This is a genomic window from Deltaproteobacteria bacterium IMCC39524 (assembly GCA_029667085.1).
Classification (GTDB): Bacteria; Desulfobacterota; Desulfuromonadia; order Desulfuromonadales; family BM103; genus M0040.
Genome location: JARUHJ010000001.1, coordinates 744,296 through 766,128 on the forward strand (window position 1 = coordinate 744,296; position 21,833 = coordinate 766,128).

The 21,833-nt window shown below is 53.5% G+C and carries 21 protein-coding genes; 6 read left to right on the plus strand and 15 right to left on the minus strand.

Translation table 11 applies throughout. The features are described 5' to 3' along the window. Nucleotides 1-62: 62 nt before the first annotated feature. The 10 genes from P9J64_03495 to P9J64_03540 all read right to left on the minus strand — a co-directional run bounded on the left by P9J64_03495 (nucleotide 63) and on the right by P9J64_03540 (nucleotide 9,000). Nucleotides 63-1,061, minus strand: a complete 999-nt coding sequence (locus P9J64_03495; GenBank protein ID MDG5467379.1) for a TAXI family TRAP transporter solute-binding subunit — start codon at nucleotides 1,059-1,061, stop codon at nucleotides 63-65. A 207-nt stretch (nucleotides 1,062-1,268) separates the two neighbouring features. Beyond that, complete coding sequence (locus P9J64_03500) at nucleotides 1,269-2,054, minus strand: SDR family oxidoreductase (GenBank protein ID MDG5467380.1); 786 nt, start codon at nucleotides 2,052-2,054, stop codon at nucleotides 1,269-1,271. 135 nt (nucleotides 2,055-2,189) lie between these two features. Further along, complete coding sequence (pdxH, locus tag P9J64_03505; GenBank protein MDG5467381.1) at nucleotides 2,190-2,789, minus strand: pyridoxamine 5'-phosphate oxidase; 600 nt, start codon at nucleotides 2,787-2,789, stop codon at nucleotides 2,190-2,192. Between the two features lie 160 nt (nucleotides 2,790-2,949). Next, nucleotides 2,950-3,330 (minus strand): tautomerase, encoded by a 381-nt coding sequence (locus P9J64_03510; protein MDG5467382.1) that lies wholly within the window; start codon nucleotides 3,328-3,330, stop codon nucleotides 2,950-2,952. 140 nt (nucleotides 3,331-3,470) lie between these two features. Further along, a complete protein-coding gene (locus P9J64_03515; GenBank protein MDG5467383.1) occupies nucleotides 3,471-4,607 on the minus strand; it encodes an FAD-dependent oxidoreductase in 1,137 nt (378 codons plus the stop codon). A 22-nt stretch (nucleotides 4,608-4,629) separates the two neighbouring features. After that, nucleotides 4,630-5,730, minus strand: coding sequence for an ADP-ribosylglycohydrolase family protein (locus P9J64_03520; GenBank protein ID MDG5467384.1), 1,101 nt, complete (start codon nucleotides 5,728-5,730; stop codon nucleotides 4,630-4,632). Between the two features lie 32 nt (nucleotides 5,731-5,762). Then, on the minus strand, nucleotides 5,763-6,134 hold the full coding sequence (locus P9J64_03525; GenBank protein MDG5467385.1) for an SRPBCC family protein: 372 nt from the start codon (nucleotides 6,132-6,134) through the stop codon (nucleotides 5,763-5,765). Further along, nucleotides 6,135-7,103 carry an NAD(P)-binding protein gene (locus P9J64_03530; protein ID MDG5467386.1) on the minus strand — a complete coding sequence of 323 codons (969 nt, stop codon included), beginning with the start codon at nucleotides 7,101-7,103 and terminating at the stop codon, nucleotides 6,135-6,137. It abuts the gene before it with no gap. A gap of 45 nt (nucleotides 7,104-7,148) precedes the next feature. Further along, the gene (locus P9J64_03535) at nucleotides 7,149-8,723 is read right to left on the minus strand and encodes an AarF/UbiB family protein (GenBank protein MDG5467387.1); all 1,575 of its coding nucleotides are present in this window, start codon (nucleotides 8,721-8,723) and stop codon (nucleotides 7,149-7,151) included. 1 nt (nucleotide 8,724) lies between these two features. After that, nucleotides 8,725-9,000 carry a hypothetical protein gene (locus P9J64_03540; protein ID MDG5467388.1) on the minus strand — a complete coding sequence of 92 codons (276 nt, stop codon included), beginning with the start codon at nucleotides 8,998-9,000 and terminating at the stop codon, nucleotides 8,725-8,727. 94 nt (nucleotides 9,001-9,094) lie between these two features. Here P9J64_03540 and P9J64_03545 point away from each other — a divergent pair, with 94 nt between their 5' ends. Further along, nucleotides 9,095-9,955, plus strand: coding sequence for a MerR family transcriptional regulator (locus P9J64_03545; protein MDG5467389.1), 861 nt, complete (start codon nucleotides 9,095-9,097; stop codon nucleotides 9,953-9,955). A 28-nt stretch (nucleotides 9,956-9,983) separates the two neighbouring features. Here the strand turns inward: P9J64_03545 and P9J64_03550 are convergent, their stop codons facing one another. Beyond that, on the minus strand, nucleotides 9,984-11,042 hold the full coding sequence (locus tag P9J64_03550; GenBank protein ID MDG5467390.1) for a dihydroorotate dehydrogenase-like protein: 1,059 nt from the start codon (nucleotides 11,040-11,042) through the stop codon (nucleotides 9,984-9,986). 164 nt (nucleotides 11,043-11,206) lie between these two features. On the opposite strand from P9J64_03550, the gene P9J64_03555 reads away from it, so the two are divergent. Together P9J64_03555 and P9J64_03560 are read left to right on the plus strand one after the other, a co-directional pair. After that, on the plus strand, nucleotides 11,207-11,506 hold the full coding sequence (locus tag P9J64_03555; GenBank protein MDG5467391.1) for a hypothetical protein: 300 nt from the start codon (nucleotides 11,207-11,209) through the stop codon (nucleotides 11,504-11,506). 93 nt (nucleotides 11,507-11,599) lie between these two features. After that, the gene (locus P9J64_03560) at nucleotides 11,600-12,346 is read left to right on the plus strand and encodes an SDR family NAD(P)-dependent oxidoreductase (GenBank protein MDG5467392.1); all 747 of its coding nucleotides are present in this window, start codon (nucleotides 11,600-11,602) and stop codon (nucleotides 12,344-12,346) included. A 95-nt stretch (nucleotides 12,347-12,441) separates the two neighbouring features. On the opposite strand, the gene P9J64_03565 is transcribed toward P9J64_03560, so the two are convergent. Next, nucleotides 12,442-13,623 carry an aminotransferase class V-fold PLP-dependent enzyme gene (locus P9J64_03565; protein ID MDG5467393.1) on the minus strand — a complete coding sequence of 394 codons (1,182 nt, stop codon included), beginning with the start codon at nucleotides 13,621-13,623 and terminating at the stop codon, nucleotides 12,442-12,444. Beyond that, nucleotides 13,623-15,731 (minus strand): 5-histidylcysteine sulfoxide synthase, encoded by a 2,109-nt coding sequence (gene ovoA, locus P9J64_03570; GenBank protein MDG5467394.1) that lies wholly within the window; start codon nucleotides 15,729-15,731, stop codon nucleotides 13,623-13,625. The genes P9J64_03565 and ovoA overlap by 1 nt, the downstream gene beginning before the upstream one ends. A gap of 491 nt (nucleotides 15,732-16,222) precedes the next feature. On the opposite strand from ovoA, the gene P9J64_03575 reads away from it, so the two are divergent. Beyond that, nucleotides 16,223-17,584: an MFS transporter gene (locus P9J64_03575; GenBank protein MDG5467395.1), complete on the plus strand. Its 1,362-nt coding sequence runs from the start codon at nucleotides 16,223-16,225 to the stop codon at nucleotides 17,582-17,584. Between the two features lie 62 nt (nucleotides 17,585-17,646). Here P9J64_03575 and umuC read toward each other — a convergent pair whose 3' ends face one another. Together umuC and umuD are read right to left on the minus strand one after the other, a co-directional pair. After that, nucleotides 17,647-18,909 (minus strand): translesion error-prone DNA polymerase V subunit UmuC, encoded by a 1,263-nt coding sequence (umuC, locus tag P9J64_03580; protein MDG5467396.1) that lies wholly within the window; start codon nucleotides 18,907-18,909, stop codon nucleotides 17,647-17,649. Further along, nucleotides 18,906-19,334 carry a translesion error-prone DNA polymerase V autoproteolytic subunit gene (umuD, locus tag P9J64_03585; GenBank protein ID MDG5467397.1) on the minus strand — a complete coding sequence of 143 codons (429 nt, stop codon included), beginning with the start codon at nucleotides 19,332-19,334 and terminating at the stop codon, nucleotides 18,906-18,908. The genes umuC and umuD overlap by 4 nt, the downstream gene beginning before the upstream one ends. A 462-nt stretch (nucleotides 19,335-19,796) precedes the next feature. Between umuD and P9J64_03590 the strand changes: the two genes are divergently transcribed. Together P9J64_03590 and P9J64_03595 are read left to right on the plus strand one after the other, a co-directional pair. After that, the gene (locus tag P9J64_03590) at nucleotides 19,797-20,966 is read left to right on the plus strand and encodes a PAS domain-containing sensor histidine kinase (protein ID MDG5467398.1); all 1,170 of its coding nucleotides are present in this window, start codon (nucleotides 19,797-19,799) and stop codon (nucleotides 20,964-20,966) included. A gap of 368 nt (nucleotides 20,967-21,334) precedes the next feature. Then, the gene (locus P9J64_03595) at nucleotides 21,335-21,811 is read left to right on the plus strand and encodes a cyclic nucleotide-binding domain-containing protein (GenBank protein MDG5467399.1); all 477 of its coding nucleotides are present in this window, start codon (nucleotides 21,335-21,337) and stop codon (nucleotides 21,809-21,811) included. The last annotated feature ends 22 nt before the right edge of the window (nucleotides 21,812-21,833 follow it).

Consider the following 21,833-nt stretch of genomic DNA (forward strand, 5'->3'; position numbering starts at 1 on the left):
CTCTCCTCAGAGAAGAAAAAACACCCCGGCCGCAGCCATGGCGGCCGGGGATTGCACTTAACTTATTGAGCCAGCAACCTGGCGGGAATGGTGATGCCGACTTCCTGGTAATACTTGGCCGCACCGGGGTGAAGCGGCATCGGCAGTCCGGCGATCGCTTTTTCAATCGCCATGGCCTTGGTGGCCCCGTGGATGGCGTTCAAAAAAGGCAGGTTCTCGTAAATAGTCTTGGTGATCTGATAGACGGCATCCTCGTCCACATCGGCACGAACCGAGAGGAAATTCGGCTGGGCGATAGTCTTGATCTCTTTCGCCTGACCCGGGTAGGTTTCAGCCGGGATGACATAGCGGGTCCAAAGCTCCATGCCGCCATCGGCCTGCTTCATCTGCTCATCGGTGAAATCGAGGACAACGACATCGTCACCCATGTTCGCCATCGCCTTGGTCACGGCACTGACCGGGGCCCCGGCCGGGGTGCTCATGCCGCCTGCCTGGCCATTCTGCATGGCGTCAGCTGATGGTCCATAGCCAACATAGATCAAGTTATAGTCCTTTTCGACATCGGCCCCAAGATTGGCCAGCAGCACCGTGTTGGAGCCAAGGGTACCGGAATTCTTTTTCCCCAGCGACAAGGTTTCGCCCTTCATCGCGACCATGTCTGAAACGGTACCGCTTTTGGCGAATTTCTTGTTGACAGCAAAATGCTCGACGTTCTGCCAGAGCATGGTCACCGCGCGCAGGTTTTTCTGCGGCCCTTCACTTTCGATGGGTCCGGTCCCCTTCCAGGCATAAGCGCCATAGAGACCCTGAAGAATGGCGAACTGGACTTCGTTATCGCGCAGCAACTTGATATTTTCACCGGAACCGGCGGAGTTGATGGCCGACATGCCGATCTTCTGCTTCGGCTGCAGTTTGACCTTGACCAGGGTAGACAGGGCGACACCGACCGGGTAGTAGGTCCCACCGGTGGAGGCAGTGGCCATCAGGTAACTGCGATCATCCGCAGCCTGAACCGTGGTGATAGAACCGCACAGCAAGGTGACTGCCGCGACGACAAACATAAGCTGTCTGATCCGCATTTTCATTGTTTCCTCCTATAAGGTTAGTGGGATTGCTTCTCTCGAAACCGTTGCCCTCATCTATTGAGAACAAAGAGTTGATTGTGTTCATGATTAAAACTGTTTCCTCATTAAACTTACTGGAAAGTAGTCAAGTTGCAAGTATGGCTATCAAACCAGCATAGTTTTACGCCTCTCGAAGTTCCAGGATCAATAGCCCTTGACCATGCCGCCATCAACCATAAGAGTACTGCCGGTCACGTAGGAACTGGCCCCGGAAGCGAGAAAACAGACCACCCTGGCAAACTCCTCGGTCTCGCCGTAACGTTTCAAGGGGATGTTCTGCAGCGATTCGGCAACCACCTGCTCCTTGCCGATTCCCCGTTTGTCTGCCTTGAGCTGGTCCAGGTAGTTTGTGCGGTCGGTCGCAATCCGTCCCGGAGCGACGGTGTTGACCAGAATGTTGTAGGGGGCCAGTTCGTCGGCCAGGCTTTTTGCCAGACCGAGAATCCCCATGCGGAAAGCGTTGGAGAGAATCAGCCCTGGAATCGGCTGCTTGATCGAGGAGGAGGTGACATTGATAATCCGCCCGCCCTTCTGCTTCATATCGGGCAGGACTTCACGGATCAAGCGAACATAGCTGAGCAGATTCAGCTCGAAGGCCTCCTGCCAGGCGGCATCATCAACCTGGTCAAATCCGCCACCCGGCGGGCCTCCGGCATTGTTGATCAGAATATCGACGGGGCCCAGCCGCTCGCGGGTCTCTGCGACCAGTTTTTGAATGTCGTCAAGGTTGGTGATATCGCAGGGGCAGCACTCCACCCTGCCATTGGCGCTCGGCAAGAGATGCTGCCGTGCCACGGCCAGTTGCCCGGCGCTGCGGCTGGTCAGCATAACATCGCAGCCTTCTTCGGCTAGTTGCTTGGCGATCGCTTTACCCAGTCCCTTGCTTGACGCCACGATCAGGGCAATTTTACCGGTCAACTGCAGGTCCATATCAGACTCCTTTGGGGATGATCGCTTTTAATCGTCGTTGTTTTCGTTTGTTGTGCTGTTCTGTCCTCGGCATTTATCCAGGATCATAAAGTGCACATTAAAAATTGTAGCTGTGGCGTCAATGTCCCCGATGCTTCATGGCGCCAATCGCTCGATCACCCACTGGTCATTATCGATACGCCGATAACGCAGTCGGTCATGTAGTCGGTGCTCTCCTTCCTGCCAGAACTCCAACGTCTCCGGGAGAAGCCGATAGCCGCCCCAATGGGCGGGACGCGGTATCTCCTGACCGGCAAACATCTGAGTAAAGGTCTTAAACTGCTCTTCCAGGAACCCGCGGTCTTTGATGACCTGGCTCTGGGACGAAGCATGGGCTTCAAGCTGATGCCCCCTGGGGCGACTGGCAAAATACCGGTCAGATTCATCGCTGGCCACCCTTTCCACGGCGCCTTCAACCCGAACCTGGCGTGACAAGGGTTGCCAATAGAACACCAGGGCAGCAAAGGGATTTTCCTTTAGTTCCCGGGCCTTTCGGCCCTGATAGTTTGTGTAAAAGACAAAGCCGCTCGCATCGACTTCTTTCAACAACACCATCCGCGCCGAAGGCTTGCCTGCACGGCTTGCCGTGGCGAGGGTCATCGCATTGTGCAAAGGCAGTTCAGCCTGCTCCGCGTCTGCAAACCAGCGCGCAAACTGTTTGAAAGGATCGGGATCGAGTTGTTGGTTCTCGGTCATCGGTTGCTCCCCTCCTCGGGGTCAGGTTTAAATCTTGGTACGCGGGACATGGTCCGTGGTACGAGGAAAACCTTGGTACTAAAGCCTCTAGATAAACGTTAAGAGACAAACAAAGACATCGGCAAAAAGAAACAGGCATTTTTGCAATGTCTTGTTACGGTTATTCCCGCCATTCCGGGCTGAAGCCGCCCAGGCCGGGGTGATACATCTCATCGCCCGCATGCTGGGTGAAGACTACATTCAAACGCTCAGCGCTCAGACCGAGAATATCGATGCAATCCTTGGACAGGGTTTTAGCCACATCCAGGCGAAGCTGTTCAGACCGGCCGCGCCGGATATCGCACATCAACACCGCAGCAGGCCGAGGTTCACCATCGATGGTCCGCCACAGACCGCCTTCGCCAAGTTCACGGATGGCGATACTGATGCGGCCAACGTCAACGTCCAGCATGCCTGAGTAGGTTTCACTCAATTTTGTGACCAGGCGTTTCTTCACTTCGACCGGGTAATGACCATTCACATCGAGCTGAAGGTAGGGCATCTTGAGTGTCCTCCATAGATGAATGAAGCTTAGACCATCCTCTCGGCTGTCAACAAGAATAACAGTCCCTGAAAGGAAGTTTAATGGCTAGAAGACTCTTGGCAAACAGAAACAGGCCCAGGTCCTGTTCAGCCCCCCTTTCAGGCTTTGCTAGGGAAATCAAGGTAAGTATCGACACCATTAAGAAACAGGTCGTACTGGGTTTCCATGCCATCCTTGATGACGCTTGCCGGGAATCCCCTGACCAGATTGCAGCGTAGACCGATCCAGCCAATGGCATCGAGAGCCCCCAGGCTAACCAGGTAACCTTTTTCCTGGTAACGGTAAGTTTGCGGTTTTTTCCCGCCACCAAGCCGAACAATATTGCGAGCGACCAACTTGCCTTTTCTGACCGCTGCCTGAGCGGTCAGGTAATTCAGCCCCGAAGAGTCAAATTTGGAGCAATCCCCGGCTGACAAAATATTCTCCAGCGTTCTCCCGCTGCTCATGATCTGCCCGTAAGCATTGGTTTTCAGTGTTGAGGGGGTAGCAGACACCCCGGGAAACAGTAAAGTCTGCTGGGAAGGCAAGGAGTATTCTCGCCCTGTCGCCAGCTCAGCCAATTGGATCTTTTCATCAGTATGACCGAGGTAGTTTGTGCCGGGAAGATAGTCTATCCCGCCCCGCCGCAGTTTCTTGGCAATGTACTTGTGCACCCCTTCGGGAAGGTTTGGTACCAGGCGTTGGTTCTGATCGATGAGCCGTAGCTTGCAGGGCACCCGTTTTCTCCGTAACTGTTCGTGCAGTTCGAACAACACCTGGACCCCGGTGGCCCCGCCGCCGACCAATGAAAGCTGCAGCGGTTCTGCCGCACCAGTTTCCAGTAAATCTTCCAGCAGCGCTTTTCCTTTGCCAAGGCGCAGCTCGTTTTGGCCGAAGCTACCCGGCCCGGAATGAAGCGGTATCGGCAAGGCGCCGGTCGCGACCACCAGCCAGTCGAACGGCAGCTCTTTCTGAGCTAAAGGAAGTTTCTGCTGCCGCTGCCAACGAGCAAGATCCTGCTCAGAGAAATCAAGCCTGTGCTGATGAAACGTGAAATTGAATTTCTTCGCCAACTCAGCGTAGCTGACGGTGAACTTTTCCAGCTCATGCTGGAAGGTTTTGTGCAGGTTGGTTATTTTGCAGTGGTCCGCACCTGCATCCAGCAGATGAAGCTCCAGGCTCTTGTCGTTTTTGCTCAGTTCGATCAGACATGCCAGCCCTGCGTAACCGCCTCCCAAAACAACAACTCTAGGCATTTGCCTTTCCTCCCTTTGCCGCTCAGAGATTTAAACCGGACCCCGTAAACAACCGGTTGATCTCGGCGGAAATCCGCTTTTGATCGGCCAACTGGTCAAAGAATTCAGCTATTGTAGCAGCATTTATCAGTCCCAGGACGACACCCAGCACTGCACCGCGATGAACATTATCCCCGCCGAGGTTTGTGTTGATCAGTAGCGCCTGTTTCGGCTCGGCCGCATATTTGTAGGCCAGGTAAAGAACACTCGGCCAGGAACCGCTGATGTAGCAGGCTGTAGAAAAAAGACTCCCGACCACATACCTGTCATCGTGTTTTTTTTCGACCAGTGCCGGCAGATCGAGCCCGATGCTGGCTTTCGCAGCCCGGGCAAGCAATTCGTGAGGCGACTGAGCCTGGTCGCGAAACAGCAAGGCATCGAGCAGTTCGACATAAACCGCGCAGATATAACCCAGCTCTTTATCCGGATGAGTCAGGAAAAGATGCTCCAGGCAGTGTTTCTGAACCTCGGTCAGTGGAAGACCTTGTAATCTTTCGCTCAGCACAAGCGGTGCGATGGTCACCAACCCTCCAATCGAGGGGGTATCGTGGGTGACCGCACCACAGCGATCTTTCTCTTTGCCGCTTTCCAGGTTGGCAAAAAACCCGCGATGATAAGATTCGGCATAAGTGTCGGGGTGACGGGGCGGATCAGCGGTCATAAAATCGATGTAGTCATCAAGAAAGCTCTGCTTGTCGTAACGTCCGGCGTTGGCCTGCAAGGTTCGCATGACAACTCTCGCGCAATGGGCGTTGAGGGTATTCTCTCCCGCCTGCATCTGCCGGTGATAATGCTGGTGAATGACACCCCAGTACTTCCGTCGGCCCTTAAGAATCACTTCACCGACAATCTCTCGTTGTCTCCCATGAGACGCTTGCACTCCCCGTCCACCTTTGGCCGTGGAGTGGAGTGACATGATCGATGCAGGATGATATTCAGGAGCCGCCTCCAACTGAGAGATTCCACCGGGAAAGGCTTTTTCGATATCAAGCGGATTGTAATACCAGTGCACCGGCATCGCCAGGGCGTCAGCAACAAATAAACTTTTGAGTGCGGCGCTCGCTCTTCGTTGTTGCAGTTTCATTTCTATATCCTTGCTTTTATGTTTCCATCTCTTTACTTGTCGAGCGCCAGACGGGCGATCCGATTGGCCGCCCGACGGCAGATCAGAGCGTAAGGGAAAGCCACAAAAGGCAGTTCAAAAATAAGCTCGCAGCTGTTTTCGGTCAGTTTTTTCAAATGATGCCCGGTCGCCGTAACCCCGGAAATTTTCCAGCCCCAGGAAACAGGTGCTTCGCAGCTAGTGATTTCGAAGGTCACCCAGATGCCAACGGCTGTTTTGAGCCGTCCCTGCAAACCCGAACAAATGTAACGCTGGGGGCACTCGACACAACGGACTGAGGGTCCCCAAGCCGGCCACTGCCAGGTGTCAGTCAGGATGTTCCAGACTCTTTCAAGTGGGGCATTAATGATTTTTTTAACCTGCATTCAGGACTTTTCCTCTTCGAAATATTTCAACATCCGCACCGCCAGGTCGGCGCCGCTCTGCCAGGCATCCTCAACCCGCCGGCCGAGACACCAGTCACCACAGACACCTAAACTCAATTCAGCATCCCACAAGCAGGGCCTACCTAAAGGTGTTTCGGTGAAAGCATAGCGCCAGCGGTGGCTGAACAAGGTTTCGCTGCGACCCTCGCTGGAAACCAGCTGATCGAAGCGCTTTTGCAATTGATTGCCGACGTTCACGGCAGTCTCTTCGAGATGCGAAAGCGACCAGCTTTTGGTCGCCTGAACCAGGTAAACGTTGGTGTTCAGTCGCCCTGGTTTAGCGCTGTTGTGAACGATCCGACGGATCATCGAATCCTGGTAGACCGAAACATCGGCTTGACCCGTCAAACTGGTCTTGGAGCGGACTGCGGTAACCCAGCAGGGCTCCATTGTGACGGCACTGATTGCTTCGGCCAGCGGCGGTTGGTCCCGCAGCAAAGCCAACGCCTGGGGCGCTGGAACCGCGATCACAACCTGCGGCCAGCAACCCAGCAACGACTCTCCATCGTTGAACAGCTGCCAGCCGTCAGCAGAGGCGGCCAGCCGGGCAATCCGGGTTGAAGGTTGGAAGCGTAAGTCACCGAGCAGACCACGGGTTATTGCGCTGCTGCGTGGAACTCCGATCGAGTGGAGCTGCTCATCAGCCCCCAGCGTACCCATGACGTGTGGCTGCCAGAGCTGAAGGTTTTCGGCGGGAAGATGGGTGCGCAAGAACTCCGAAAATCCAGGTTGCTCGGAGGAGAAATAGGGCGCACCATGATCGATCCAGCCGCCTTCGAAAGAGCGGCTGGAAAGCCGGCCGCCCGTTCCTTTACTTTTATCGAAAACCGTAACAATGGCACCCGCAGCCTCCAATATCCTGGCAGCGGTCAAGCCCGCCATTCCTGAGCCAATAACTGCGACGTTCATAACTCACCTCACAATTCACGGGAATTGCTTTTGTTGACACACTCTTCACGTTTTTTTTCTCAACAGCGTCAGTGCCGATAACAGCAGGCAGCCCGCTGAGAGATAATCGGCCCATTGCTGATGCAGCAGCTTAAAATAGAAGGCCAGCGCCAGAAAAAAAAGCAACCAGCCGAGCTTGCGCAGATATTTCCCGAGCCGTTCCAGCAGGTACTCGCGGTCTGCGGTTGCCATGCGCACCACCAGGTCACCCTGCTCTGCCAGTTCGATCACTTTTCGTGCTTTGATCGCTGTTATTGGCAGTTGGAGCAGTTCATACTTGAGCTTATCCAGTGGTAAACGATCTTCGCCGAGGGCACGTGGCAAGTTCTCTTTTAGAATCGGTAGGATATCTTTGATGCCGTTGAAATTATCGATGTACTGGGTACCCAGACCTTCGACCAGGGAGCTGACCCGCATCACGTAGATCACATCCTGCGGCAGCTTAAATGGCTGATCGTGCAGAACATCGAGAATCCCAAAGGCCAGTTCCTGCATGCTGGAGGCATCGAGGTGATCACTGTCAAAAACTTCGAACAGGCTTTCGGCGACACTGTTCAATGCTCCGAAATCAGAGTCTTCGGTGAAAACCCCCATCTTCCGGGTCGCGCTGACCAGAAGCTCGAAATCCCTTTCATAAGCGGCTTTGACGGCGTAGATCATGGCCTGACGCATCTGTTGAGGAATCCGGCTGACCATGCCGAAATCGAGCAGGATCAATTCACCGGCCGGGCTGACCAGCAGGTTGCCCGGATGTGGATCGGCGTGAAAGTACCCCTTGACCAGCATCTGCTCGGTATAAAAAAGTACCAGCCGCTGCATCAACTCATCAAATGAGACATCGAGCCTGGAGACCGCTTCAACATCATCGAAACGTGCTCCTTCTTCAAAACTCATCACCAGGGCCGTATCAGAACAATACTGCGGGTAAGGTTGCGGAAAACGGATCCCTGATTCGGCGTAGACCTGGCTAAAATGTTCCAGGTTGGCCAACTCCTGCAGCATGCTCACTTCCTGCAGAATCACCCGGCTGAACGCTTGCAGAACCGATTCGATGGAATGTCGGGTCTGATCAGTAAAAAGCGGTCGCAAGATTCTCAAAAACAGGTTGAGCAAAAGGATGTCTATGCGAACCTTGAACTGGATGTTTTCGCGTAGCAGTTTGACGGCAACGACTTCTCCGGTTTGTTTCAGTTGGGCTTTGTGGACTTGGCCGATGGAAGCACTGGCGATGGGTTGCTCATCGAACGAGGCAAAAACCTCTGGATCGGGGAAGGCACGTCGGAAAACACGCTCGCGATTTTTATCAGTCATCGCCGGCATTTTGTCGTGCAACTGACGTAAAGCCTGCAAGTATTCCTGATCGAAAAAATCGGCGCGGGTGGCCAACACCTGTGCCAACTTGAGAAAGCTGGCGCCGAGAGAACGGATATTTTCAAGCAGGGCCTCCGGGCCCAAAGGTTTCCAGAGCAACCAGCGGCGGCGCCTGCGGAACAGGAGAAAAACCGTTACCAGGAACCTGAAGACCGCATAACTGCGTTGCGGCCGACAGTAATATATTGAGATGAACAGACGACGGAGCAAACTACTTTGCCAGTTCCTGTTTCAGCTTTTCCAGATCGTCTTTGGTCGCTAGGTTTAGCTCAGAGACCACCTCTTTGAGGATATCTTTGAGCCTCTCCTTGAACTGGTCCTTTTCCTCTTCGCCCCGCTGGGCCATCTCGTCTAAAAAAATCCGCGCCTTCTCTTCGCTCTTTTCCTGGCAGGCTTTGATCTCATCATTATTGGTTTCGATCTTTTCCTTAACGGCCAGGGCACCACCAAGAGCAGCATAAAAGAGTTGTTCGAGTTTTTTATCCATTTGTATTCTCCATAATCAAAGTCTAAATTTTGACTTGATTTATATTGTTTTTTATATAATATTCACAACATTACCCTTTTGTCTAGGACAAACAATGACGATTCAGCAATTGAGCAAGGAAATCGGTATCGGCATTGATACACTGAGGATCTGGGAGCGCCGATACGGCTACCCGATTCCCACTCGCAGCGCGCGCGGTCACCGCAGTTATTCCGCTGACCAGGTTGGCGAATTGCGGATCGTTAAAAAACTGCAGAGCCTTGGCTACCGACCGGGGAAGATCTTTACATTGAGTTCAGCCGAACGGCGGGAACTGCTGATGGCAGCTGCAGAACAGGAGCGACCGCCCAACCGGGCTCTGCAATCATTGACAAAAGACTTCTCACCCGGTCAGATCGATGGAGAACTTCGTGAACAACTACAGAAACTCGGGCTGATCAGCTTTATTCACCAGTATGCCCTGCCCTTGCTGCAAGCGCTCGATCAGGGCTGGACCGAAGGCAGCCTCAGCATTGCTCGCGAACATCTGATTTCCGACCGACTGGAACAACTGCTGCGGGAACAACTGGCCACTGAACGACCAGCAAATAACCAAAAGCAGTTGTTGTTCCTCACCCTGAGCGGCGAAAGACATAAGCTGGGGCTGCTGTTGGCAGCGGCTCTCTTCCATGCCGAGGGGATCAAATGCATTCTCCTCAATCAGGAATTACCGCTCTCGGAGGTTCCGCTGCTGGCCAGCGATCTACAGGTCGATGGCGTTGCACTCTCCTTTAGCTTCCACTATTCAACACGACAGGCTAAAAATGACTTGGCGAGCCTGAGAAATCAACTCGCTCCCCAGTTCAAGCTGATCGCTGGCGGACAAGCGGTCCAAGGCGGGATACAGATGCAGAACCTGACAATCTGCACTGCTTTGGAGCAGATCCCAGAGGTCTGCCGTAAACTTTTTGTGTAATTCAAAAAGAGCATTCCCCGCCCCCATGTCATTCAATCCCGACCAGCGCCTTGATATATTGCATCCTCTCGTAATCTTCAGGGTCCTCACTGCGAGCCTGGCTCAACTGTCCACGGAAATCCGCCGGGCTCTGGAACCCATGACCCTGCATCCACTCCTGAAGATGGTCGAGGATCAGGCCGATCTGGCTGAGTCCGTTGCGGTAAAGGGTTGAGCAAACCTGGACCACTGTTGCCCCTGCCAAGAGTTGCTTGATCATGTCGCTCCCATCGTGCACTCCGGTGGTAGCTGCCAGGTCGCAAGCCACTCGACCAGCCAGCAGGGAAATCCAGCGTAACGAAACGTGGAGTTCTTCAGACGTGCTATATGGGTTGCCTCCGGAAGGCTGCAGCTTGTCGAGATCAATATCAAAACGATAAAATCGATTGAACAACACCAGCGCATCTGCCCCCTGCCAGGTAACTTTCTTGTCGTTTTCTCCTGGACCGCACCAGCCCACGGTAAATGGTGGTCCGGTCATCCGGTCATTGCCGAGCTGTTTCGCCAGGTGCGCCAATGATGAGAAATATGGCCCGATCTTTAAAGCAACGGGAAGCGACACCTTAGTCCGCACTGCAGATAGAATATTGAGATAACGTTCTTCAACGTCAACGCCGCTGATTGCGGAGTCATTCGGCAGAAAGCCGATGTTTAACTCCAGGCCATCAGCGCCAGCAGCGGCGAGTTTCCCGGCGTATTCGGTCCAACGCTCGGCGGTGACACAATTAACACTGGCGATAATCGGTACGGAAACAGCGGCTTTGGCATCGCTTACCAACTGCAGATACTCCCTGGGTCCGAAGGTCCGACCAAAGCCGTACAGGTAATCGTAGGTTTCGGTGTGTCCAGAATGCTGCGATTGTCGAGCCAGTTCCTCTGTTTCGGCGTCTATCTGCTCCTCGAATAACGATTTCAGGACGATCGCCCCAGCACCTGCTTCGGCCGCCTGCTGTACCCCTTGCACTGTTTTGGTGAGTCCGCAGCTTGAAACGACAAGGGGGTTTTTGAGTTCCAGACCCATGTATCTTGTAGAGAGATTGCTCATCATCAGGCTCCTCTAGCAGGCCGCAAGATCAGACCGTGAAGGTTGCGGTAGTGATTATCGTCGCTGTCAAATCAGAAAACATAAAGACCTTTGTCATATGAAAGTTTATCACAGGGACCGAGATGTACTATATCCGGGTCAGCTTTACTCCTCAGGAGATTGCCGAAATGAGCTCTTGTGATACGGTTAAGCTTTACACTCAAAGAAGAAAGGTTCCTGTCATGGCAAATGAAACGAAAAACTTCTGCAAGGATATCGTAAGTCACCATGTTCATCTCTGTACTCTCTCCGAAGAAGGCCGCGAGGATATGGTCGCCTGTCTTTCAGGACGCGCCGAATTCAAGTGTGGCAACTGTGGAGTGAAGGCTAATTTTGCGACTAACGTCTGTGATCCGGTTCAGCTCCCCGAGATCGATTGGTTGGGCGATGGTGCTGATAACATCAACCTGACCGGGCACAGTCGATAAGCAGGAACAAAGACAACCTTTGTCAAAAACTGGAGGTTAACCGCGCTATTTTAACTGCGTGAAATTTTTTTGCGGTTAACAGGGGTGGCTAATATGTCAAAAATTGCCTTAATTACAGGGTGTAGCGGCTCGCTCGGCGCGGCTGTTGCTCAACGACTGGCCACATCTGGCTACCGCTTGGTGATGACCGGCAGGGATGAAGAAAAGCTCAACGCGAACCCCATAGCCGATGGGTTGAAGTTCTCCGCAGATCTTTCCTGTTCGGAAGCAGTCGATCAGCTCTTTCATACGATCAACAGCCAATACGGTGAGCCCCCCACTCTGCTTGCTCACTGCGCGGGCAGTATCATAATCAGACCGATGCACCGCACGACACAGGAACAGTACCGATCCTGCCTGCAGAATAATCTGGACAGCGCCTTCTTCACCCTGCAGAAATTCATCCAGGGACTGTTAGATCATAAAACTAGAGGATCTGCTGTTTTGGTCAGTTCCATTGCCGGACGCATTGGGATTGGCAACCATGCGGCGATCGCAGCTGCAAAAGCAGGAGTGGAAGGGCTGATCCGAAGTGCTGCTGCTGATTATGCCGGTCGAGGAATACGCATTAACGGGATCGCTCCCGGCTTGATTCGCAGTGCGGCAACTGAAGGGTTTTTTAAAGGAGCAAAGGCCGAAGAACAGCTTGCTGCTCAATATCCACTTGGCCGGTATGGTCATGTCGATGATGCGGCTAAGGCCATCTGCTGGTTACTCTCCAATGAGTCGGAATGGGTAACCGGCCAGGTTTTGGCTGTTGACGGCGGCTTTAGCTCTATACGACCATTGGTCAAGACTTGAGCTACATCCGTACTTAGTAGAAATTCAGAACAAAAGGGGAGGAACACCTCAATCAGTGACAGGGTGCAGGTCTCCACATTCCACAAAACTTTCTTTTAAAGGAGCTGTTTCAGCTCCGCGACAAAGTGCTCAATTTCCCCAACTGTATTGTAGTAATGCGGCGAGACACGCAGCAAGGCCGGGTGGTGAAGCTTTTCAGAGCTGACAGGGTTGGCAGAGAAAGGCACGGTTGAGGTGTTGATCTGCCGAAGTGCCAGCTGTTGCTGCAACTGATCGGCAGGCATCTGTGCACAAGAGAAGGTGACGATAGCACACGGCCCGAGCCCCTGATCAGCAATGGTCACCCCATCGATATCGGCGAGTTTTTGGCGCAGTGTTGCAGCAAGGAATCTGACCCGCTCGCTGATAGCTCCGAGTCCCCAGGCGAGGGCATAGTCAATGGCGACACCGAGGGCAAGCTGAGCGGCATAGCTGCGTTCCCAACATTCAAAGCGTTTTGCATCGCTGCGGAGCTGGTAGTTGTTGGCAGACAGTAATGGTGCAGCGTGATGGTTGAGTTGGTTGGGTTCGAGTTGTTCGAGCAGGATTTTACGCACATAAAGCAGGCCGGTGCCGCGCGGGCCACGTAGAAACTTGCGACCGGTACCGCACAGAAGATCACAGCCGAGCTGATCGACATCGACCGGCATCTGACCAAGAGCCTGGCAAGCATCCAGCAGGTAAGGGATGCCTGCCGCTTTTGCGACCTTGCCGACCTCTGCAGCAGGGTTGACCAAACCGCTACCTGAGGGGACCTGGGTGAGACAGATCAATTTGACCCGCTTGTCGATCTGGCTCTCAAGGCTGTTGATGTCGATCTGGCCCGTGGGGTCATCCGGCACCCAGGAGATCTCGGCCCCAAGGCGCTTTGCCTGGTGCAGAAGGGCCACCAAACTACTGCCATACTCGGCGCTGCTGGCGAGGATTTGGTCTCCCGGTTGAAAATCGAAGGCGTAGAAAGCGGCGTTCCAAGCCCGGGTGGCGCTGTCGGCAAAGGCGATTTCATCGGCCGAACAGTTGAGCAGCTGCGCGGCAGCGGTGTAAAAATGGTCCAGTTCCGCAGCACGCCGGGCCATGACTTCGTAGCCACCCTGCTCTTCCTCCTCGCGCAAATAGTCGTAGAGAGCATCGGCCACCGGAATTGGCGGCAGAGAGGCACCGGCGTTGTTGAAATGAATACGCTCTTCACAACCACGGGTTTCGCGGCGGGCTCGCTCAATATCAAAGGGGGGCGTCATCAGGAGATTCTCTCCCAGACGCTCAACTGCGAGATCGTATGTTGGAACTTGCGCGCCGTTTCGCGGATCACGAATTCGACATCACGCGGTTCTTCGAGCATGCGGAAATGGCTGCCCAGTTGTTGCGTCAACCCATCCAGGGTGGTGAAGGGCTCACCAGCGAGGCGGATTCCGCCAACCCAGTTTTCTTTCTTGGTAAATTCTTCCAGCCAGGTATAGGGCGAAGCTAGCACCAGCAGCCCGCCGGGATTGATCCGCTCATGAATGCTCGACAGGAAATGTGACGGATCGTAGAGCCGATCAAGCAGATTGGCCGCCAGCACCAGGTCGTAACCGGTGAACTGCGGCTTCAGGTTATGGGCATCGCCTTGTACAAATTCAATCCTATCGAGATTTTCGGAGAGGCCGAAGTCACTCAGACGCGTCTCGTGGAAAGAAACAATCTCACCTTCTTCCGGGAGCTGGTAATGGGTCACGCCCTTTTCCTGCAACTGGTGGGCGATGCGGATGAAGCGCGCAGAGAAGTCGATGCCTGTGACAAAGTTGAAATGCCTGGCCAACTCAAAGCTGGAGCGACCCACCGCGCAGCCAAGATCAAGGGCGCGGTTTTTCGGCCGTTCTGCCATGACTTCCAGGCAGATCTTCACCAACTGGGCAGAGAAGTTAGGCACACCGAATTTCACCGGGCCGAAATGAGCGTCACAGTACTGGGCGACGGAATCGTCGGTCTCGTACATCGCTTCGGTGCCTTCCAGTTCCTGCTCAGCGGCAACATAGCGGAAGCCCGCATGTTGAAAGAAGTGCCGGCGAAAAGCGTAACGCGCATCGCGGGTCGCCTCGTTGCCGGTGGATATCCATGAGCCGCCCTTGATCAGGTTGTGTTGGGTGTCAAAGGTCGGCGTAGAAAAATCGTCGTACCAGGGGTGCACCTCGAAGCCGGTAAACCCGGAAATCGGTGTTTCAGTCCACTGCCAGGCGTTGCCGATCAGATCAAAAAATTCGCCAAAGGAGAAGCGGTTCACCGGACAGGAAGAGGCCCAGTACTCCAGGTTGATATTGCCCGGAGCTTGCTGCCAGTAGGGCTGATCGGGGATCTCATGCTGGTCGTGCAGCCGATACCATTCATCCTCGGTCGGCAAGCGGATCGGCAGACCGCTTTCTTTGGCCTTCCAGTTGCAGAAAGCCTTGGCTTCGAGGTAGTTGACCTCAACCGGCCAGTCCCAGGGCATGGCGATCTCCCGGGCCATAGTGCGCAAACGATAGCTGCTTCCGCTTTTGACCCAGAAGAGCGGTTGTTCGGCTTCGCTGAAACCAAGCCACCGCCAGCCTTCCTTGGTCCAACAGGTCTCGTTTCGGTAGCCGCCAGCCTCGACAAAAGCCATGAATTCCCGGTTTGATACCAGGTACTTGCTGGCCTCGAAATCGTCCACATGAAACTGATGCCGACCAAACTCGTTGTCCCAGCCGTACAGTGCGTGGTCTTTGCCCTTGCCGAGAGTGACAGTGCCGCCGGCAACCGGCAAAAGTTGGTTTTGCGGAGCCACACCCGATTCCTCGCAGATCTCCCAGAGCGGCAACGGCCGCACCTGATCAAGGGGCAGACGGCGGATAATGACAGAAGAGGTTTCCAGATGGATGCGTGAATGTTCGATCCCCATCATGATCGCCCAAAAAGGGTTGTCCCAATCAATGGGCAGCGCGAAGGGGAGCGTCTCGATCACATGATCAACCATTGCCCGAACCTGGTCGCGGTAGGCCTTGACCTCGGCGACACTTGGCCAGTCATAGTTGTCGTCATTCAGATCATCCCACGACATCTCGTCGACGCCGATGGAAAACAGCGCCTCATAGTGGGGGTTGATGCGTTCCTCGATGATCTTGGCGACGATCAGCTTGTTGACGTAAAAGACCGCGGTGTGACCCAAATAGAAAATCAGCGGATGGCGCAGCGGCTCGGCACGCAGGTAGAAAGCCTGGTCGTTGGCCAGCGTTTCGTAAAGCCGCTCATCGATCGTGAAGGATTTCTGGAAATAATCACGGATTTCGGCACGCTTGTCTTCAACAGAGCCTTCGTTGAGGATAGTGGTGCGAGTGTTACGGAGATCCATAGCGCCCCTTTATTTGCTCATTGTATTTGCCAACCTCATTATAACAAAGCCACAAACAATTACTGTATGGCCTGAATAATTGTATCGGGTCACCTACTTTACTCAAGTTGAGACCTTAGTCACTGGGGCGTAACTATTTGCTTAACGAAAAGCTTAACGCAAAGACGCAAAGGATAAAATAAAGTCGCAAAGAAAATATCTTTTCAGGAAAACATTTTTATTTTGCGTCCTGCTTGCCCTCTCTGCGTCTTACCTGCCCCCTTTGCGTCTTGAGTGAGTGCAACGAACGGGCGTTAAGATTTGTTCGTCTTGCTTACCCTCTCTGCGCCTTGCCAGCCCTCTTCGCGTCTTGAGTGAGTAAAACGAACGGGCGTTAAACAGGCGATAAGATTAATGTCCAGAAATTTTGCGTTGAACCGGCAAAGTTAGCTATCATGTAAACACAGTTGGTGATTCTAACCACTGCATCCCAACAATGGATCCATACGATCATGAACCAGGCCGTCACCTCACCCTTCCAGATTCCCAACGTTCGGCTGTTCATTATCTTTCGGGTTTTGTTCAACGCGCGTTTCTATTACCCGGTCTTCTCGATCCTGTTCCTCGATTTTGGTCTCACCCTTTCCCAATTTGCTATTTTGAATGCGGTGTGGGCGGCAACCATCGTGCTTTGCGAGGTCCCCTCAGGGGCCCTGGCCGACAGCTTCGGTCGCCGCAATCTGCTTGTCTTTGCCGGCAGCCTGATGGTGGTCGAGATCGCCCTCTGGGCCTTCGTGCCGCGCGGCAATCTGGATCTCTTGTTCTGGGCTTTTGTCGTCAACCGGATTCTCAGCGGCATGGCAGAGGCAGCGGCCAGCGGCGCCGACGAAGCCCTGGCCTACGACAGTTTGCAACAACAGGGTGACAGTGCCGATTGGGGTCGGGTGCTGGAACGACAGATCCAGATTCAATCGGCCGGCTTCGTCATCGCCATGACCCTCGGCGGCTTGCTTTACGACCCGGTTTTGCTGCAGCGACTCATCAGCCTGGCTGGGCTTTCCTGGCAGATCACCGCCGACACCACGCTGCGGCTGCCGATCTACTTCACCCTCGGCACCGCGCTGTTGACCTTGTTGACGACCTTGAGGATGCGAGAAGTGACAACGGCAGGGCTCGCTCCAGGCAGCAGTAAAGAGACAACCAGGCAGGCCTTCCGGCTGGTCTGGCAGGCAAGCCGCTGGATTTTTCGCACCCCGTTTGTGCTGATGTTGCTGCTGTGTGGTCTGCTTGGAGACAGCGTGATCCGCATGCTGCTGACCATGGCGAGCCAGTATTACCGACTGATCGAGATCCCCGAAGCCTTGTTTGGAGTGTTCGGCTCGCTTCTGGCGATGGGCGGTTTTGTCATGCCGGCGCTGGCGCGAAGACTGACGGAACGACGCACGCCTCTCTTTAACCTGCTCTTCACCGCAACCTTGATTCTGCTCGGTCTGAGCGGAATGTGTTTCGTCTGGCCCTGGGTCGGGCTGCTGCCGGCGCTGCTGCTCTTCAGCTGCATGTATCTGATGGGGTTTTTCCTCAGTCATTACCTGAACCAGGCCACCAGCTCGGATCAGCGCGCTACGGTCTTAAGCTTCAAGGGTCTGTTCCTCAACCTGGGCTACGGTGGCATAGGTCTGCTCTATGCGCTGCTGCTTGCCTTTCTACGCGAGCAGACGATCCAGTCCCAACCGGGGCTGCTTGAAGCAGCACTGAAAAACCAGGTCTTTATCAACTCCCTGCCCTGGTTTGTTGGTTACTTTACACTCTTGTTGCTCCTGCTCTTGTTGGTCATGAGGGTGACGTTGCGTCAATCCGGAGCAGGAAGAACTTGATCTTCTGGTCCATGGCTCGAAAGCTCGGAGGGACAGGTATGCAAAGTGATCACGGAAAGCTTTCATGTTACCTTAGGAAGACAGCTCCAACGTGTTGTATATGCAGGTGAAACATTCGCCTGCCTCATAAACCAATCCTTTTTCGGCCGTTGTCCGCCAAACCATATGTTGCCCTGGCCACCGTGGTTAATGGTGTCGATCACCTTCATTAAGGCCTCATTCTCTGAACGGCCTTTTTGACTGTCGAAGAGGCTGAGCTGAATATCGTTCGGCGAACAGAAGTCCCCCAACATCACCCCTGCTTTGGCATAGCGATAGCCGTCTCGCCAAACCATATCGAACAGTCGGATGGCCAGATCCAGGATCTTTCGCGTATCGGAGCTTGACTGGGTAAGTGTACCCGTCGCCGTGTTGGAGTAACCAGGCCCCGTCTTATCGAAGGGGCTGGTGCGGATAAAAACGTTCACCATCATAGCCAGTTGCTTATCTCGACGCAGCTTTTCGGCCGCCCTTGCAGCAAACTCACAGACGGACTCTTTCAGATCAGAGTATTGCGTCAACTTTTCACCGAACGATCGAGAACAGATGATCTGTTGCCTTGGCTGCCATGCCTCATCGAGTTCCAGGCAGCTTTCTCCGTTCAATTCGCTAATGGTCCTCTCCAGGACCACAGAGTGGCGTTGTCGGGCATAACGAGGCTCCATCTGGGCCAAACGCAAGGCCGTGTCAACGCCGATCTTTTGCAGACTTTCGGTCAGTTTACGACCAACGCCCCAGACCTCGGAGACCGGCGTAATCTGCATAAGGCGTTTTTGGCGCTCCGGGTCGGTGAGATCAACAACACCCCGGGTTGCCTTGAACTTCTTGGCCGCATTATTAGCCAGCTTGGAGAGTGTTTTGGTTGGTGCGATACCGACACAAACAGGGACGCCGACATGTTGCATGACAATGGAGCGGATTAATTGGCCATGATCGCTCAAGGCACGGATGCCGGAGACATCCAGGAAGGCTTCATCGATAGAGTAGACTTCGACATGGGGGCTGAATTGCTCCAGCGTTTGCATGACCCGGGCAGAGATGTCGCCGTAGAGGGTGTAGTTGGAGGAAAAAACCTGAATGCCATGCCTCTCGATCTCGTCTTTCGCTTTGAAAAGAGGCGTGCCCATCTTGATGCCAAGGGCCTTGACCTCCTGACTGCGCGCAACGATACAGCCATCGTTATTGGAGAGAACCACTAGCGGGGTATTTTTCAAGTCTGGACGAAACAAGCGTTCGCAGCTTGCATAGAAATTATTGCAATCGACCAGGGCAAAGGTGGTGCTCATGGCTTACGAAGGCTATGGATCACATTTGTAGCGACACCAAAGATTTCCAGATCTGCGCCCTCGGGAATAACGATCGGTGCATGCTGACTGTTCATGGGGACGAGCCTGGTTTGAGGCTTCGTCTCCAACAGCTTAACTGTTAGCTCACCGTTCACAGCAGCGATCACGATATCTCCATGTGACGCGTCGATCGACCGGTCTATGACCAGAACATCACCGGGGAAGATGCCCGCGTCAATCATGGAATCGCCCTGTGCACGCACAAAATAGGTCGCAGCCGGTTTTTGAATACAGAGTTCGTTAAGATCCAGCTTGCGTTCACAATAATCTGTTGCCGGGCTGGGAAAGCCCGCCGCTACGGCATCTGAAAACAGGGGAATGCCGAGCTGCGTAAATTCACCACTCTCACCGATATTTGCAACCATCTACGTATCTCCTGGGGGGATCAATCAAGACTGAGCACAGCACTCATCATAGCCGCGATCCCCGGTTAGGTTGAGGCAACATCCGAACTCAGAGCTTAACCCTAAGCACTAGTTACCATAAAGTAACAGAGTGAATGAATAAGCGCTATATTTATCAATAGGTCAACCGAATCCAGGCAGATAATACTTATCCCAAGGTTCGAGAACGGGAACCAGGTCAGGCAGCCTTAGGGCACAGCATTCGGCACGTGACAGCCCTAAAACCACCCGAAACAAGGCTTTTCAGAGGCAGATTCTTGATTCAGGGATCCGTAACTGTACCTGTCTGCGAATTCCGAAAAAACATACGACCGCCCCACCTTTACCCTGAAACCTTATTGATGATAGGATTAGTCATACTTCAACCCCTTTTAACATGACGCGATCCTATCAGTGATCACGTCACTTCAGCGTGAGCATAAAATGCAAACAAAACCAAAATCCTCTGCCCTGACCAATCAGAACCAGGAGCGTCTCGATAAATGCAAGCGCTCATCAATCACCACCTTGCAGCTCGAGCTCTTCAACGAAGGCGTTGTTTCACGCAGCCTCCTCGATGCCGTGCCCAACCCGCTGCTGATCATAAACGAAAAATGGCAGGTTGTTTATGCCAATCCAGCAGTACGTGAACTCATCGACAAGGACGGAGGAAAACCTTTGCTGGGCCTTTCCGAGGGCGAGGCGTTTCACTGTGTACATGCGCGGCACAACCTTCAGGATGCCGGCAAACATGAGTGCTGTCGTATCTGTGTCGTTGCCAAGGTGCTTTCACTTTCCCTTAAAGGCAAAGCCTCGAGTGAAGACTGTCGCCTCAACTGTGAACTCACCGGCACAGCATCGAATCTCGATCTGCGTGTCTGGGCAACGCCGCTGGAGTTCCATGGAGAAAGGTTTTCCATTCTCAGTCTGGTTGATATCAGCGACAAGTATAAACGCGAGATGCTTGAAAACATCTGTTTCCATGACCTGCTCAACACCCTCTCAAGCATCAAGGGCTTCCTCAGCATCATGAAAGATGGGGATTTCGAAGACCAGGATGAGATCTGCGCACTGCTTGAAAGAACCACCCAGAATTCGATCGACGAGATCATCGCCATGCGCATGCTCGAGCAAGCCACCCACGATGAACTCGAAGTCAAAGCAGAACCACTCGAGACCTTGGATTTTATGGAAGTCATGCTCAAGACAGTGCAACGGCATCAAGCTGCCGAAGGGAAAAAGATCCAATTGTCCGAATCCAATTCCAGAGACTTTAACGCCGACCCCCTGCTGTTGCGCAGGGTCCTCAGCAATATGCTGATCAATGCTCTCGAAGCAACTCCCGACGGCGGCACTGTCACGCTCGGCTGCAAGGCAGACCATGCTGTCTTGCGCTTCTGGGTACACAACGACCAGCTCATCAGCAACAAGGTTCGCAAGCAGATTTTCAAACGGTCGGTTTCGGACAAGGGACATGGCCGGGGCAACGGGACCTATAGCATCAAACATTTAAGCGAGTTGCTGGGTGGGGATGCGTCCTTCACCAGTACTGATAGTGACGGTACGGTTTTTTCTTTGTTGTTGAGGTTGGATGATCAAGATACAGGTGCGTAATCCAAAGTTCTGAATGCGGGACGTGGTTTGTGGTTTGTGGTTTGTGGTTTGTGGTTTGTGGTTTGTGGTTTGTGGTTTGTGCCCTAAGGGGCGACCCCTTTTAGCCCCCTGCATCCTTGTTAAACATTTTATAGCGGAACACATCTTATCTGATGTGCACGTCACCACCGGAGTGCATCCCGTACCCTGCAATCCATATCCCAGCGGGCCCAAAAGTTATTCCTTCCAAACCTTTACAAATAAATTTGAACCTGTAGCTGTGTGCATAAACTGTTGCATAGACATGCAATCGCTGAAAAAACAGGTATTATTAGAATATATGGGCTGTATTGGCTGCTTGCTATTCGACGCAAGAAAGGGAGGTGTTTATGAGTAATACCACGGCATTGTTTGCAGAGGGTCTCTTTAAAGGTTTGGCTCCAGACGAAACAACAGCTTTTTTGCGCCAGTGTCAGGAGAAAACCTACAAAGATGGCACCCGGTTGTTCATGGAGCAGTCAGAGGCCAAAAAGCTTTACCTGATCTTAAGCGGAGGGATCAGCCTCCACTTTGAGATGCCGCAGAGGGAGAACGCCGACACGACCATCGCGTCACTCAAACCCGGGTCAACCGTCGGTTGGTCGATGATTGTGCCGCCATATCAGTACCGGCTCTCCGGCTATTGCAACGGCGAAACCAGACTGCTTGAAATCGACCGGGAAACTCTCGAGAAGCTCTTCGAAACCAACTACCACCTGGCCTATATCTTCATGCGCAACATCGCTGCACTCACAGCTCAACGCTTGAACCAGGTTCAGGACAAATTGGCCATTGTCCTTGCCAACGAAGCGGCCACGGGCTGGTAGTAGAGATGCCACATATTGTTTT

Excerpts from the sequence above, each read along its gene's own strand:
- P9J64_03545 (MDG5467389.1), top strand. The coding sequence starts at position 9,095 with ATGACGATTCAGCAATTGAGCAAGGAAATCGGTATCGGCATTGATACA.
- P9J64_03565 (MDG5467393.1), bottom strand. The coding sequence starts at position 13,623 with ATGACGCCCCCCTTTGATATTGAGCGAGCCCGCCGCGAAACCCGTGGT.
- P9J64_03515 (MDG5467383.1), bottom strand. The coding sequence starts at position 4,607 with ATGCCTAGAGTTGTTGTTTTGGGAGGCGGTTACGCAGGGCTGGCATGT.
- pdxH (MDG5467381.1), bottom strand. The coding sequence starts at position 2,789 with ATGACCGAGAACCAACAACTCGATCCCGATCCTTTCAAACAGTTTGCG.
- P9J64_03595 (MDG5467399.1), top strand. The coding sequence starts at position 21,335 with ATGAGTAATACCACGGCATTGTTTGCAGAGGGTCTCTTTAAAGGTTTG.
- P9J64_03530 (MDG5467386.1), bottom strand. The coding sequence starts at position 7,103 with ATGAACGTCGCAGTTATTGGCTCAGGAATGGCGGGCTTGACCGCTGCC.
- P9J64_03550 (MDG5467390.1), bottom strand. The coding sequence starts at position 11,042 with ATGATGAGCAATCTCTCTACAAGATACATGGGTCTGGAACTCAAAAAC.
- P9J64_03540 (MDG5467388.1), bottom strand. The coding sequence starts at position 9,000 with ATGGATAAAAAACTCGAACAACTCTTTTATGCTGCTCTTGGTGGTGCC.
- P9J64_03590 (MDG5467398.1), top strand. The coding sequence starts at position 19,797 with ATGCAAACAAAACCAAAATCCTCTGCCCTGACCAATCAGAACCAGGAG.
- P9J64_03520 (MDG5467384.1), bottom strand. The coding sequence starts at position 5,730 with ATGAAACTGCAACAACGAAGAGCGAGCGCCGCACTCAAAAGTTTATTT.
- umuD (MDG5467397.1), bottom strand. The coding sequence starts at position 19,334 with ATGGTTGCAAATATCGGTGAGAGTGGTGAATTTACGCAGCTCGGCATT.
- P9J64_03575 (MDG5467395.1), top strand. The coding sequence starts at position 16,223 with ATGAACCAGGCCGTCACCTCACCCTTCCAGATTCCCAACGTTCGGCTG.
- P9J64_03560 (MDG5467392.1), top strand. The coding sequence starts at position 11,600 with ATGTCAAAAATTGCCTTAATTACAGGGTGTAGCGGCTCGCTCGGCGCG.
- P9J64_03495 (MDG5467379.1), bottom strand. The coding sequence starts at position 1,061 with ATGTTTGTCGTCGCGGCAGTCACCTTGCTGTGCGGTTCTATCACCACG.
- P9J64_03500 (MDG5467380.1), bottom strand. The coding sequence starts at position 2,054 with ATGGACCTGCAGTTGACCGGTAAAATTGCCCTGATCGTGGCGTCAAGC.
- P9J64_03525 (MDG5467385.1), bottom strand. The coding sequence starts at position 6,134 with ATGCAGGTTAAAAAAATCATTAATGCCCCACTTGAAAGAGTCTGGAAC.
- P9J64_03555 (MDG5467391.1), top strand. The coding sequence starts at position 11,207 with ATGAGCTCTTGTGATACGGTTAAGCTTTACACTCAAAGAAGAAAGGTT.
- ovoA (MDG5467394.1), bottom strand. The coding sequence starts at position 15,731 with ATGGATCTCCGTAACACTCGCACCACTATCCTCAACGAAGGCTCTGTT.
- P9J64_03510 (MDG5467382.1), bottom strand. The coding sequence starts at position 3,330 with ATGCCCTACCTTCAGCTCGATGTGAATGGTCATTACCCGGTCGAAGTG.
- umuC (MDG5467396.1), bottom strand. The coding sequence starts at position 18,909 with ATGAGCACCACCTTTGCCCTGGTCGATTGCAATAATTTCTATGCAAGC.